At 71.3% G+C, this 13,034-nt stretch carries 11 protein-coding genes and 1 tRNA gene; 9 read left to right on the top strand and 3 right to left on the bottom strand.

Annotation, left to right across the window (positions count from 1 at the left end; genetic code table 11):
* Positions 1–44: 44 nt before the first annotated feature.
* The 3 genes from AC4BEG_RS22215 (at position 45) to AC4BEG_RS22205 (ending at position 2,156) form a co-directional block, all read left to right on the top strand.
* Positions 45–1,373, top strand: a complete 1,329-nt coding sequence (locus AC4BEG_RS22215; RefSeq protein ID WP_490701502.1) for a helix-turn-helix domain-containing protein — start codon at positions 45–47, stop codon at positions 1,371–1,373.
* A gap of 5 nt (positions 1,374–1,378) precedes the next feature.
* Entirely contained in the window at positions 1,379–1,987 is a 609-nt protein-coding gene (gene orn / locus AC4BEG_RS22210; protein ID WP_490701501.1) for an oligoribonuclease, read from the top strand.
* A 96-nt stretch (positions 1,988–2,083) separates the two neighbouring features.
* Positions 2,084–2,156: transfer RNA gene (locus tag AC4BEG_RS22205), tRNA-His, on the top strand.
* 46 nt (positions 2,157–2,202) lie between these two features.
* On the opposite strand, the gene AC4BEG_RS22200 is transcribed toward AC4BEG_RS22205, so the two are convergent.
* Positions 2,203–2,943 carry a Clp protease N-terminal domain-containing protein gene (locus AC4BEG_RS22200; protein WP_490701500.1) on the bottom strand — a complete coding sequence of 247 codons (741 nt, stop codon included), beginning with the start codon at positions 2,941–2,943 and terminating at the stop codon, positions 2,203–2,205.
* 60 nt (positions 2,944–3,003) lie between these two features.
* Positions 3,004–3,360 carry a hypothetical protein gene (locus AC4BEG_RS22195; RefSeq protein ID WP_490701499.1) on the bottom strand — a complete coding sequence of 119 codons (357 nt, stop codon included), beginning with the start codon at positions 3,358–3,360 and terminating at the stop codon, positions 3,004–3,006.
* A gap of 145 nt (positions 3,361–3,505) precedes the next feature.
* Here AC4BEG_RS22195 and AC4BEG_RS22190 point away from each other — a divergent pair, with 145 nt between their 5' ends.
* The 4 genes from AC4BEG_RS22190 to AC4BEG_RS22175 all read left to right on the top strand — a co-directional run bounded on the left by AC4BEG_RS22190 (position 3,506) and on the right by AC4BEG_RS22175 (position 9,328).
* Positions 3,506–5,083 (top strand): N,N-dimethylformamidase beta subunit family domain-containing protein, encoded by a 1,578-nt coding sequence (locus tag AC4BEG_RS22190; RefSeq protein ID WP_490701498.1) that lies wholly within the window; start codon positions 3,506–3,508, stop codon positions 5,081–5,083.
* 212 nt (positions 5,084–5,295) lie between these two features.
* On the top strand, positions 5,296–7,803 hold the full coding sequence (locus tag AC4BEG_RS22185) for a glycosyltransferase (RefSeq protein ID WP_490701497.1): 2,508 nt from the start codon (positions 5,296–5,298) through the stop codon (positions 7,801–7,803).
* 89 nt (positions 7,804–7,892) lie between these two features.
* Complete coding sequence (locus AC4BEG_RS22180) at positions 7,893–8,255, top strand: hypothetical protein (protein WP_490701496.1); 363 nt, start codon at positions 7,893–7,895, stop codon at positions 8,253–8,255.
* A complete protein-coding gene (locus AC4BEG_RS22175) occupies positions 8,252–9,328 on the top strand; it encodes a glycosyltransferase family 2 protein (RefSeq protein WP_490701495.1) in 1,077 nt (358 codons plus the stop codon). Before AC4BEG_RS22180 ends, AC4BEG_RS22175 begins: the two co-directional genes overlap by 4 nt.
* Before the next feature lie 7 nt (positions 9,329–9,335).
* Here AC4BEG_RS22175 and AC4BEG_RS22170 read toward each other — a convergent pair whose 3' ends face one another.
* Positions 9,336–10,382 carry a LacI family DNA-binding transcriptional regulator gene (locus AC4BEG_RS22170; protein ID WP_490701494.1) on the bottom strand — a complete coding sequence of 349 codons (1,047 nt, stop codon included), beginning with the start codon at positions 10,380–10,382 and terminating at the stop codon, positions 9,336–9,338.
* Positions 10,383–10,728: 346 nt separating this feature from the next.
* Here AC4BEG_RS22170 and AC4BEG_RS22165 point away from each other — a divergent pair, with 346 nt between their 5' ends.
* Entirely contained in the window at positions 10,729–12,030 is a 1,302-nt protein-coding gene (locus AC4BEG_RS22165) for an ABC transporter substrate-binding protein (RefSeq protein WP_490701493.1), read from the top strand.
* Positions 12,027–12,983 carry a carbohydrate ABC transporter permease gene (locus AC4BEG_RS22160; protein WP_490701492.1) on the top strand — a complete coding sequence of 319 codons (957 nt, stop codon included), beginning with the start codon at positions 12,027–12,029 and terminating at the stop codon, positions 12,981–12,983. The genes AC4BEG_RS22165 and AC4BEG_RS22160 overlap by 4 nt, the downstream gene beginning before the upstream one ends.
* Positions 12,984–13,034 lie beyond the last annotated feature (51 nt).

Here is a 13,034-nt window from a genome sequence, read left to right as displayed (position 1 = left end):
GTGCAGGACCGAGAGGACGCGACCACCGAGGGGGGCTTAGAGCCATGAGCCAGGACTCCACGACCGTACCGGAGACCTCGCGCAAGCTCTCCGGACGCCGGCGACGAGAAATCGTCGCGGTGCTGCTGTTCAGCGGCGGCCCCATTTTCGAAAGCTCCATCCCGCTCTCCGTCTTCGGTATCGACCGGCAGGACGCCGGGGTCCCTCGCTACCGACTTCTGGTGTGCGCGGGCGAAGATGTGCCACTGCGAACGACTGGCGGACTGGAACTGACCGCACCATACGGCCTGGAGGCGCTGTCCCGGGCCGGAACCGTCGTCGTACCGGCCTGGCGGTCGATCACCCAGCCGCCACCGGCCGCCGCGCTCGACGCGCTCCGCCGTGCACACGAGGAGGGCGCACGGATCGTGGGCCTGTGCACCGGGGCCTTCGTACTGGCGGCCGCCGGGCTGCTCGACGGCCGCCCGGCGACCACACACTGGATGTACGCGCCGACACTCGCCAAGCGCTATCCGTCCGTCCATGTGGATCCGCGCGAGCTGTTCGTGGACGACGGCGACGTACTGACCTCGGCGGGCACCGCCGCCGGGATCGACCTGTGCCTGCACATCGTGCGCACCGACCACGGCGCCGACGCCGCGGGGGCCCTGGCCCGCCGCCTCGTCGTACCGCCGCGCCGCGGTGGAGGACAGGAGCGCTATCTCGACAGGTCCTTACCAGAGGAGATCGGCGCGGATCCGCTCGCCGAGGTGGTGGCGTGGGCGCTGGAGCATCTGCATGAGCAGTTCGATGTCGAGGCCCTGGCCGCGCGCGCCTATATGAGCCGTCGCACCTTCGACCGGCGTTTCCGGTCCCTCACTGGGAGCGCTCCACTTCAGTGGCTGATCACCCAGCGGGTGCTTCAGGCGCAGCGGCTCCTGGAGACCTCCGACTACTCGGTCGACGAGGTCGCCGGGCGCTGCGGCTTCCGTTCACCGGTGGCTCTGCGCGGCCACTTCCGGCGTCAGCTGGGGTCCTCCCCGGCTGCCTACCGGGCCGCGTACCGCGCCCGCAGACCGCAGGGCGGGACCGCGGAGCGGCCGGACCGACTGGAGCGGTTGGAGCGGCTGGAGCGCGGCGAGCGGGTGGACCGGCCGGAACGGGCCGAGGTGATCGAGCAGCGTCCGGGCGAGCACGCCCTGCCGCTGCGGCGCCCCGGCACACCTCTCGGTCACTCCGCGGCCCATCACCATCACCCTCCGCATCCGCACGGTGGCACGGACCCGGGCAAACCGGAGTCGGACGCGTACGCCCCACGCCTTCCCGAGCAGGCGGCGGGACGGGCTCCGGGCCGTCCGACCCTGCCCGGCCAGCGGGAACGCCCCGTAGGGTGAGACGTATGAACGATCGCATGGTGTGGATCGACTGCGAGATGACCGGGCTCTCGCTGTCGGACGACGCGCTCATCGAGGTGGCCGCGCTGGTCACGGACTCCGAGCTGAACATCCTGGGCGACGGAGTGGACATCGTTGTCCGGCCGCCGGCCGAGTCGCTGACCACCATGCCCGAGGTGGTGCGTGAGATGCACACGGCCTCCGGTCTGCTCGCCGAGCTCGATGGCGGCACCACGCTGGAGGACGCCCAGGAGCAGGTCCTGGCGTACATCCGCGAGCATGTCCCGGAGCCGGGCAAGGCCCCGCTGTGCGGAAACTCGGTCAGTACCGACCGCGGCTTCCTGCTCCGTGACATGCCCGTCCTCGAGAGCTATCTGCACTATCGGATCGTCGACGTCTCCTCGATCAAGGAGCTGGCCCGCCGCTGGTACCCGCGGGCCTACTTCAACAGCCCCAAAAAGAACGGCAACCACCGCGCGCTCGCCGACATCCATGAGTCGATCGCGGAGTTGCGCTACTACCGGGAGGCGGTCTTCGTGCCCCAGCCCGGCCCGGACACGGACACCGCGAAGTCGATCGCGGCCAGGCACGTCCTGCCCGCCCGGCACGCATGATCCACCGCTCGCGCCCGGCTCCCCGAAAGCCGGGCGCGAGCACCCCCGCCGACCCTGTACACTTTTTCTCGGCCGGTGCGAGAAGCGCCGGTCATGGTGGGTATAGCTCAGCTGGTAGAGCACCTGGTTGTGGTCCAGGATGTCGCGGGTTCGAGTCCCGTTACTCACCCTGAACGAGGAAGGCCCCCGGCCGCGGAAGCGGACGGGGGCCTCTCTCATTCCTGGCCGTGGGCAGCGGCGATCTCGGCGACGGCGCGGGCGATGTGCTCCGAGGCGGCGGCCTTGTCGGCGCCGAGGGCGGCGAGCGGGCCCGAGCCGTCCTCGAACTCCAGGAGGGCGAGCAGGATGTGCTCGGTGCCGATGTAGTTGTGCCCCAGCCGCAGCGCCTCCCGGTACGTCAACTCCAGCACCTTGCGCGCGTCCTGGTCGTACATGATGAGGTCGGGGATCCGCTCGGCGGCCGGCGGCAGGGAGGCGGTGACCGCCTCGCGGACCGCGTCCGCCGACAGATCCTGGGCGGTGAGCGCCTTCACGGCGAGGGAGTCGGGATCGACGAACAGTCCCAGGATCAGGTGGGCGGGGCGGATCTCGTCGTTGGACGCGGCGCGGGCCTCGTTCTGGGCCGCTATCACCACGTTCCGGGCGGGCTCGGTGAACCGGCTGAAGCCCTGGGCGGGGTCGAGGGCCGACTGATCGCCGGCGCCCTTGGGGACGAAGCGCTTCTGGGCCGCCTGCCGGGTGACCCCCATGCTCTTGCCGATATCCGTCCAGGAGGCGCCCGAGCGCCGCGCCTGGTCCACGAAGTGGCCGATCAGGTGGTCGGCCACCTCGTCGAGGTGTTCGGCGGCGATCACCGCGTCGGTGAGCTGGTCGAGGGCGTCGGTGTGGACCTTCTTGATGGCCCCGATGAGGTCATCGAGGCGCACGGGATGCGTCATGCGGATGGGTTCCGTCATATGTCAACCTTAGGTTGACACCCCGAGGAGTGTCAACGCCTGGTTGACAGTCGTGAGACGTCAGTCGTGCGTCTCGTCGGGTTCGCGTTCCTCGGGGCCCTCGGGGCGCTCCTGCCGTCCGCGTCTGCCCTGTCGCCTCCCGCGTCGCTCACCCTCCTCGTACGGCGGCGGGTGATAGGGCCACCACGATGTCCAGGTGAACTTGTCGCCGCCCACCCAGCGGACGACATCGGGGTCGTCGAGATCGATGTCGTCGAGCCCCACCGAGCGGGCGATCTCGATCACGTCCAGGACCGAGTGCGCCTTGCCGACCAGCTCACCGGCCACCTCCACCAGCCGGTAGGGGGGTTCCCCCGGCTGGACACCGAGCACCACGATCGGCGGCCGGGTGATACGCGGGAGCTCACTCTCGGTCATGCGTCCAACGTGCGGCTGACGGCCCGCCACCGCACCCCGGGCGCCCCAGACGGGCGATCCGCACGCGATCGGACCCCCTCCGCTCGCCCGGCCCCGGGCACCCGCCCAGGATGGCCGCAGGAGCACGGCTGCCGGGACGGATGCGATGGACGACGAGGCGATACGCGGCGACGGACGCAATCTGGGGCGCAGGAGCTTCCTGGGCGCGGTGGGGGCCGCCGGGGTAGCGGTGGCCGGGTGCGAGTCGTCGGGCGGCGGGGAGCGCGGCAGGGCGGCCCGCCCCTCCAAGACCCCGCAGCGGGCCATGGACACGGAGCGGACCAAGCCGGGCAGCGCCGACTGGCGGCTCCGCTCGATGGGGCCTCAGAACGCCGTGGAGGGCTATTCGGACAAGGTGAGCGTGGTGCCCGGCGAGGGGTTCGGGCTGTACGTGTCGACCACCGCGCCCGGCTTCCGCGTGTCGGCGTACCGGATGGGCTGGTACGGCGGGGCGCAGGCGCGGCTGATCTGGCGCTCGGGCCGGCTGCCCGGCCACCGGCAGAACCCGCCCGTGCTGATCGACGCCACGCGGACGGTCCAGGCGGACTGGAAGCGCACCGTCCGCGTCCACACCGAGGGCTGGCCGGAGGGCGCGTATCTGCTCCGGCTGGACGCGGACGACGGCCACCAGCGCTATGTGCCCCTGATCGTCCGCTCCGAGAAGGCCGCGGGCCGCACCCTGCTGATGCACGCGGTGGCCACCTGGCAGGCGTACAACACCTGGGGCGGCTTCAGCCTCTACCAGGGCCAGGACGGGGCGTACGGGACGCGCTCGCTGGCCGTCGGCTTCGACCGGCCGTACGACGGCGACGGCGCGGTGAAGTTCCTGGTCTACGAGCGGGCGCTGGTGGCGCTCGCGGAACGGCTCGGCATACCGCTGGCCTACACCACGGGCGTGGACGTGCACCGCGATCCCAGCGTGCTGCACGACGCCGCGGCGGTGATATCGCTGGGCCACGACGAGTACTGGACCCCGCAGCAGCGCCAGTACGTCACCCGCGCCCGCGACAGCGGGACCAATGTGGCGTTCCTCGGCGCCAACACCTGCTTCCGCCGGATCAGACTGGAGCGCGGTCCTGGCGGCGCGGACCGCACGGTGGTCTGCTACAAGACCTCGTACCGCGACGATCCGTATCTCGCGAGCCGCCGCGACCTGGTCACCACCGACTTCCGCCAGCCGCCCGCCGCCACCCCCGAGTCCTTCCTGACCGGTGTCTTCTACGAGGGCTACCCGACCGACGCCCCGTACGTCGTGCACACCCCCGACCACTGGGTCTTCGCCGGCACCGGGGTCCGGCGGGGCGACTCCTTCGCCCATCTCGTCGGGGTGGAGTACGACCGGGTGACCCCGGGCGAACCCACCCCGGAGCCGCTGGAGATCGTCGCCCACTCCCCCCTGGTCTGCAACGGCCGGCACAGTCACGCCGATTCCGCGTACTACACCGTCCCGAGCGGGGCGGGCGTGTTCGCCACCGGGACGATGCGGTGGGTCGAGGGTCTGATGGCGGGGACCCGCGAGAATGGGCGCGACCACCTCCTGGACGCGCGGACCGGCGCCTTCGTCCGGCGCACCACCGAGAACCTGCTGCGCGCCTTCGCGGCGGGCCCGTGTGCGGAACACCGGCCGAAGCCGACGGACAACGTGGCCGCCGTGTATCCCGGGGTGTCGCGCGTGCGCGTATGAGGCGTGTTCATACTCCTCCCATCTCCCCGAAAGCCCTCGGCCTCGTTCCCCAACACCCCTATGGTGCCCGGGACTTGGCAACGGGAGACTCCCACGCGGACAACCCCGGCGGCCGCCGACGGGACAGCCGTCGATGCGAGGGCGGGCTCCTCGTGGAGGCCGCTCGGCGCGCCGTTGAGGTGGCGGGCGCGAAACGCGAACATACTGCGCGGATGTCAAAGAACCACGGCATTCCGCGCCTTATTCATCAGACCTGGAAGGACGAGGACGTACCGCCCCGATGGCAAGCCTGGGCCGCTTCCTGGCGGCGCCACCATCCCGAGTGGGAGTACCGGCTGTGGACGGACGCGGACAACCGCGCCTTCCTGGAGCAGCACTACCCCTGGTTCCTGCCGGTCTACGACGGCTATCCCGAACCGATCATGCGCGCCGACGCGATCCGGTACTTCCTGCTCGACCACTACGGCGGGGTCTACGCCGATCTGGACTTCGAGTGCCTGCGCCCGGTGACCGACCTCCTCGCCGACCGTGAGCTGGTGCTCGGCCTCGAACCCGAGGAGCACACCCAGCTGTTGTGGGCGCGTCGGCGCGGACTGCGGCGCGTGGTCGGCAACGCGTTCCTCGCCTCGCGCCCCGGCCACCCCTTCTGGGCGCATGCGCACCGGGAGTTGGTCGGCGCCCACACCGCATCAGGCCCCCTGGACGCGACCGGCCCGTACTTCCTCACCCGCGCGGTCGACAGCGCCCCGCCCGGCTGCTCGATCAGCCTCCTCGGGCCGCAGACCCTCTACCCCGTGCCCAGCCCGCATGCCACGGAGGCATACGGGCGGCACGAGGTGGATCTGAGCCAGGCGTACGCCGTGCACCACTGGTCGGGCAGCTGGGCGACCGACGCCTCGTTCCGGCCGCGGACCTCGGCCGGGCGGAAGATCCCGTTCTGGACCAGTGAGGGGCTGCGGCCGTGCGCCACGGGGGAGTTCGACCTGGACGCACAGCGCGCCCGGTGGGCCTCGGGCGCTCCCGCGCCAATGGTGTCCTGCCTGATGGTGACCAAGGACCGGCCGACGGCGGCCGCGCGCGCGATCCGGTGCTTCCTCGCCCAGACCTACGCCCCTGCCGAACTCGTCGTCGTGGACGACAGCGCCGATGACGCCCTGGAACGGCACATCGGCACGCTCGACGAACCCCGGATCCGGCTGCACCGGCTGCCGCCGGAGGGGCGCACGCTGGGTGAACTCCGCAATGTGGCGGTGGACTTGGCCGCCGGGCCGTATGTGTGCCAGTGGGACGACGACGATCTGTACGACCCGGAGCGGCTGGAGGTGCAGATGGCGGCGATCGCCGGGCTCGGCGCGCACTCTTGCTTCCTCGCCCGGGAACGGCTGTGGTGGCCCGCCCGCCGCACCCTGGGGATCTCGGGGCCGCGGGTGTGGGAGGGCTCCATGGTCTGCGCGAAGGAGGGGCTGCCCCGCTATCCGGCGCTGCGGCGCGGCGAGGACTCCCCGGTCGCGGCGCAGGTGGTCGGCGCGGGCCGGGTGGTGTCCGTGGACGTGCCCGCGCTGTACACCTACGTCTGCCATGGGGCCAACACCTTCGACGAGTCCCACTTCGCGAGCATCTTCGAGGCGGCGACCCAGGTGTGGACCGGGGGAGGTTACGGCGATCTGGTGCGGGAGATGGCGGTCCGGCTGCCGCTGGACCCCGCGGACGTCCTCCAGGCGCAGCCGGAGACCCCGACACCGACCCCGGCGGAATGCGGAACGGAGGCGGAAGCGGAGGCCGGTGCGGAACGCGGGCCCGCGGCCGGGAACAGCGCGCCGTCGCCCTCGCCCTCCGTCCGTGTCCCCGCCGCCCGGCGCCCCGCCCCGCTCCCCGCCGCGTCCGCCGAGCGGCCGCCCGTCCTGGTGCTCACCCCGGTCAAGGACGCGGCCGCCTTCCTCCCCCGCCATCTGGAGAATCTGCGAGCCCTGGACTACCCCCGGGAGGCGCTCTCGGTCGGTCTGCTGGAAGGCGACAGCCAGGACGGCACCTGGGAGCTGCTGCGGGACGCCCTGCCCGCGCTCAGGGCCGAGTTCCGCCGGGTCACCCTCGTACGGCGGCACTTCGGCCTCCGGCTGTCCGGACCCCGCTGGGAGCCCGCCGTCCAGCGGCGGCGGCGGTCGGTGCTGGCCAGGGCCCGCAACCAGCTGCTCGCCCGGGCGCTCGCCGATGAGCCGTGGGTGCTGTGGCTGGACGCGGATGTGACCGGCTGCCCGCCCGACCTCGTCCAACGGCTGCTCGGCGCGGGCGAGGACATCGTGGTCCCGCACTGCGTCACCGAGCCCGGCGGCCCCACCTTCGACCTCAACACCTTCGTACTGCGGCCCGGCGCCGACGCGCTGGACTGGAACGGCTGGCTGCGCGACGGGATCCTGCAACCGCCCAGGGGATACGGCCGGATGTACCTCGACGAGCTGCGCGGGCGGGAGCGGGTCCGCGTCGACTCGGTGGGCGGCGCGGGGCTCCTGGTACGCGCCGATCTGCACCGCGACGGCCTGGTGTTCCCGGCCGTTCCGTACCGGCATCTGATCGAGACCGAGGGACTCGCCGCGATGGCCCGCGACATGGGCATGGACTGCTGGGGGCTGCCCGCGCTGGAGGTGGTCCATCCGCCCCACCGCGGACCGGAATCCGGACCGGAATCCACGGCGGAACCCGAGCATGCTGCGCCGGACAGGTGAAGCGGTCCGCATGATCGATCCCGGCCCGCCCGCTCGTCGTTGGACACAAGTCCGCGGGGACCCACGCGGAGCGTGCACAAGGAGGTTTTATGAACATCGGCAAAACGGCCGCCCTGGTGACGGCGACGGCGGGTGCGGTGATGTTCGGCGGCGGCCAGGCCCTCGCCGACCCCGTCAAGCACAGCAACGGGTGTGAGACCGCTACCCGTTCTGTGGGCACCGGCGGACCGGAAGTCGGGGCCGACTGCCTGAACTTCGCGCATATCTTCGGCGACCCGAAGAGTGTGACCCAGCAGAACCGCTGTGACTCCTCCGGCCCGTCCAACAACGCCAATGTGGTCATCGTGCCGTTCGGGGAGCAACAGTGCTCCAACATCGCCATCAGCCACCACTCCTCGACCGCCAAAGCCCGGTACGGCAGCTCGTCCACCACAGCCACCGGAGCCCGATGAGCGCGGCACCCGCCGCGGCCGAGCGCGGCCCCCTGGAGACACACCTCCCGGGGGCCGCGTCCGGCTCGTGCGCCGACCCCGCCCCGCGTCCGGCCGTCTCCGTGGTGATCCCCTGCTACGGCTACGACCGCTATCTGCCGCAGGCGGTGGCCAGTGTGCTGGCCCAGACCTATCGGGACTGGGAGCTGATCGTTGTCGACGACGGCAGCCCCGACGACACCGCGGCGGTGGCCGAGTCCCTGATCGCCCGCCACCCCGGCCGCCGGATCCGGCTGCTGCGCCAGGCCAACGCGGGGGTGTCCGCCGCCCGCAACGCCGGGATCGCCGCCGCCACGGGCCGCTATGTGCTGCCGCTGGACGCGGACGACGTGATCGCCCCGACCATGCTGGAGAAGACCGTCGCGGTGCTGGAGGGCGACCCGGACATCGCCATCGCCTCCACCGATGTCTCCGCCTTCACCGACGATCAGGACCTCCCCGCCCAGGTGCTGGCGCTCCCCGCGTACAACCCGCGGCTGCTGCTGCGTCGTCTGATCATGTTCTACTGCTCGCTCTACCGTCGTGAGGTGTGGGAGGCGGTGGGCGGCTACAACGAGGAGATGCGCGCCGGAGAGGACTGGGACTTCTGGATCTCCTGCGCCGAGCGCGGCTTCACCGCCCGCCATCTCCACGAACCGCTCTTCGGGGCGCGCAACAAGGACGACGGGCTGCATGTGGAGGCCGCCGAGAACGATCTCGCGGTACGGGCCCGGATCGTGGCCAACCACCCGCGGATGTTCAAGCCGGTCACCCGGGCGTGGGCGCACGCGGTGCTCGGCCAGGACTCGCCGGACTGTCCGGACGACGCGCGGGTGCCGGACGACATCCTCACCCGGGCCGCCGATATGGACCAGTTCCTGCGGGCGGTGCTGTCGCTCCAGCGCACCGCCCGGCTCCAGCACCGCCATATCCAGCGGCTGGAAGCGGCGCTGGCACAAGCCGGCGGCGGGGCGGCGGAAGACGGGCCGGCGGAGGCGGGGACGGTGGAAGCAGGGCCGGTGGAGGCGGGGACGAGCCCCGGGCCGCCGGTCTGAACCGGCGTCAGGACGACGCGCGCGTCACCAGCCGCGTCGGCAGCACCAGCTGCGGCCGAGCGGCCGTACGCTCCGCCGCGCCCTCGATCTCGTCCAGCAGCACCCGCACCATCGCCCGCCCCATCTCCTCGGTGGCCTGCCGGACGCTGGTGAGCGGAGGATCCATATGGCGGGCGACGGCGGAGTCCTCGAATCCGACGAGCGCGACATCGTCCGGCACCCCGCGGCCCGCCTCGCGCAGCACCTGCCGGGCGCCCGCGGCCATCACGTCCGAGGCGGCGAAGACCGCGTCCAGGCCGGGTCTGCGGTTCAGCAGTTCGCGCATCGCCCGGCGGCCGCCCTCCTCGGTGAAGTCCGCGGCCACGGCCAGGGCCGGATCCGCCTCCCGGCCCGCCGCCCTGAGCCCGGCGCGATAGCCGTCCAGTCGGCACCGGGCGGCGTACATGTCCAGCGGGCCGGTGATGGTGGCGACCGTGGACCGGCCGCGCTCCACGAGGTGCTCCACGGCGGCCCGCGCACCGCCGGTGTTGTCCGAGTCCACGTACGGGACCGACTCGTGCGCCGAACGGCGGCCGCTGAGCACCGCGGGAATCTCTATCCGCTCCAGCAGATCCGGAAGCGGATCGTCCGCGTGCACGGAGACCAGCAGCACACCGTCGACCCGGTGCGCGGAGAGATAGTCCGCGAAGCGCTGGCGCTCCTTGGGGGTGCGGATGAGGGTCAGCAGCAACTGGAGGTCGGTGTCGGCCAGTTCGGCTCCGACGCCGCGGATGATGTCGGAGAAGTAGGGCTCGGCGAAGAGCCGGGTTTCGGGCTCGGGTATCACCAGGGCCACCGCGTCGGCCCGGTTGGCGGCCAGGGCGCGGGCCACCCGGTTGGGGACGTAGCCCAGTTCGGCGACGGCCCGCTGCACGGCGACCCGGGTACGGTCGCTGACCCGCGGCGAGCCGTTGATCACCCGCGAGACGGTACCCCGGCCGACTCCGGCACGGGCCGCGACCTCTTCCAGCGTGGGCCGTCCGCGCCCCGCCCCGCGCCGCCGCGTTCCTGCCATCTCGCGCCTCCAGCCGTACGTGCCCGGCAGCCCCTCCTCCCTCGGCGGCTGCGAAGGGACATTCAACAGCAGTGTGGTTTCGGGGCGTTGTTTCGCGCGCTCCCTTGACACCCCCGCGGGCAGCCGGAACCCTTCAACACATAAACTTGGGAGCGCTCCCACACTACCTGAGCCATACACAAGCCGCACGTTCCCCGCCCGAGCCGATGGTGCCCAAAGCGCCCTGTACGCCCATCTCTTGGCCGGAAGCGGTACGTCGGGGTGCGAGGAGGACGGAATGCGCACAAGTTCAGGAAGACGAGGAAGACCAGGCAAACCAGGCAGACCAGGAAGACGGGGACGGCGGATGGTGGCCCTCACGGCCGCCGCCGCCCTCGGCGCCGGGCTGCTGACCGGCTGTGCCGACGACGGCGAGGACCCGGCCGGAGCCTCCCCCGGAGGCGGTGACGCAAGTGGCAGAACCACCCTGACCATGGGCGTCTTCGGTGTCTTCGGTTACCGGCAGGCCGGGCTCTACGACGCGTACATGCGGCTGCACCCGGACATCCGGATCAAGGAAACCTCGATCGAGCGGAACGAGAACTACTACCCCCAGCTGCTCACCCATCTCGGCTCGGGCAGCGGGCTCGCCGACATCCAGGCCGTCGAGGTGTCCAATGTCAACGAGGTCACCACCACCCAGGCGGACAAGTTCATTGATCTTTCGAAGGCAAAGGGGGTGGAGAAGGACACCTTCTTGCCCTGGAAATGGGCGCAATCCACCACCAAGGACGGCCGGACGATCGGACTCGGAACCGACATCGGCCCGATGGCGATCTGCTACCGCAAGGACCTCTTCCGCCGGGCCGGACTGCCCACCGACCGGAAGAAGGTCGCCCGGCTGTGGGCGGGCGACTGGCGCGCGTACCTCGCCACCGGGAAGCGCTATATGAGGAACGCCCCGCGCGGCACCGCCTTCGTCGACTCGGCGGCCGGGGTGTACAACGCGGCGGTCGCCGGGAACGCCCGGCGCTACTACAACCCCGGCGGCGAGCCCGTCTACCAGGACAGCCCGGCGGTCAAGGAAGCATGGCGCATCGCCACAGCCGCGGCGAAGGGCAAGCTGACCGCCCGGCTCCAGCAGTTCCAGAAGACCTGGGACCAGGCGTACGCCAACGGCCGGTTCGCCACCGTGTCCTGTCCGCCGTGGATGCTCGGCTACATCAAGGAGAAGTCCGGGCCCAAGACCGAGGACCAGTGGGACGTGGCCGCCGCGCCCCGCCCCGGCAACTGGGGCGGCTCCTTCCTCACCGTGCCCAAAGCGGGGCGGCACACCGACGAGGCGGTGAAGCTCGCCGCCTGGCTGACCGCGCCCGAGCAGCAGGCCGCACTCTTCCGGAAGCAGGGCAGTTTCCCCAGCTCCCGGGCCGCGTACAAGCTGCCGCAGGTGGCCAAGGCCAGGCATCCGTACTTCGGCGACGCACCGATCGGCGCCCTCTTCAGCGCGGCGGCCGAGCGCATCCCCACCCAGGTGCTCGGCCCGAAGGACTCCCTCATCCACCAGAACATCACCGATGTCGGGCTGCTCCAGGTCGACCAGCAGGGCAAAACCGCGGACGAGGGCTGGAAGGCCGCCGTCCGGTCCATCGACAACGCCCTGGACCGGTGACCGCGCTCACCGCGCCGCGCGCTACCGCCGAGGAGCGGAGCCGCGCCCGGCGCAGCCGCCGCTACCGCCGGGACCTGCGCTGGAGTCCGTACGCCTGCGTCGCCCCGTTCTTCCTCCTCTTCACCGCCTTCGGGCTGTTCCCGCTGCTGTACACGGGCTGGGCCTCACTGCACCGGGTGGAGCTGACCGACCCGACCCATATGGAGTGGGCGGGACTGCACAACTACTCCCGGCTGTGGGAGGACGATTTCTTCTGGAACGCGCTGCGGAACACCTTCACCATCGGGGTGATCTCCACCGTGCCGCAGCTGCTGATGGCTCTCGGCCTCGCCCATCTGCTCAACTACCGGCTGCGCGGCTCGATGTTCTTCCGAGTCGCGCTCCTCACCCCGTACGCCACCTCGGTCGCGGCGGCGACGCTGGTGTTCGTGCTGCTCTTCGGGCGGGACTACGGGATGGTCAACTGGGCGCTGGGTCTTGTCGGACTGGACGGGATCGACTGGCAGAACGGCACCTGGACCTCGCAGTTGGCGGTCTCCACGATCGTGATCTGGCGCTGGACCGGCTACAACACGCTGATCTATCTGGCCGCGATGCAGGCGGTGCCCCGCGATCTGTACGAGTCGGCGGCCCTGGACGGAGCCTCGCGATGGCAGCAGTTCCGCCATATCACCATCCCCTCGCTGCGGCCGACGATCCTGTTCACGGTGGTCGTCTCGACGATCGGGGCCACTCAGCTCTTCGGTGAGCCGCTGCTGTTCAACGGGGCCGCGGGGGCCACCGGTGGCGCCGACCACCAGTACCAGACGCTCGGGCTCTATCTGTACGAGCAGGGCTGGGTGAATCTGCACCTCGGCCGGGCCTCCGCCATCGCCTGGGCGATGTTCCTGATCCTGCTGCTGATCGCCGCCGCGCACTGGTTGATCGGGCGACGGCTACCGAAGAGCCGGTGAGGGCCGTGGGCCGGATACGCCTGCTGACGAAGGCGAAGAGGAAGGCGAGGG

The sequence above is a fragment of the Streptomyces sp. JLBJ103 genome (assembly GCF_058215575.1).
Note: the sequence above shows the minus strand (reverse complement) of the source record. Positions and strands in the feature narration are given on the sequence as shown.

Coding starts and splice junctions, on each gene's coding strand:
- AC4BEG_RS22215 (WP_490701502.1), top strand. CDS start 45: ATGAGCCAGGACTCCACGACCGTACCGGAGACCTCGCGCAAGCTCTCC.
- orn (WP_490701501.1), top strand. CDS start 1,379: ATGAACGATCGCATGGTGTGGATCGACTGCGAGATGACCGGGCTCTCG.
- AC4BEG_RS22200 (WP_490701500.1), bottom strand. CDS start 2,943: ATGACGGAACCCATCCGCATGACGCATCCCGTGCGCCTCGATGACCTC.
- AC4BEG_RS22195 (WP_490701499.1), bottom strand. CDS start 3,360: ATGACCGAGAGTGAGCTCCCGCGTATCACCCGGCCGCCGATCGTGGTG.
- AC4BEG_RS22190 (WP_490701498.1), top strand. CDS start 3,506: ATGGACGACGAGGCGATACGCGGCGACGGACGCAATCTGGGGCGCAGG.
- AC4BEG_RS22185 (WP_490701497.1), top strand. CDS start 5,296: ATGTCAAAGAACCACGGCATTCCGCGCCTTATTCATCAGACCTGGAAG.
- AC4BEG_RS22180 (WP_490701496.1), top strand. CDS start 7,893: ATGAACATCGGCAAAACGGCCGCCCTGGTGACGGCGACGGCGGGTGCG.
- AC4BEG_RS22175 (WP_490701495.1), top strand. CDS start 8,252: ATGAGCGCGGCACCCGCCGCGGCCGAGCGCGGCCCCCTGGAGACACAC.
- AC4BEG_RS22170 (WP_490701494.1), bottom strand. CDS start 10,382: ATGGCAGGAACGCGGCGGCGCGGGGCGGGGCGCGGACGGCCCACGCTG.
- AC4BEG_RS22165 (WP_490701493.1), top strand. CDS start 10,729: ATGGTGGCCCTCACGGCCGCCGCCGCCCTCGGCGCCGGGCTGCTGACC.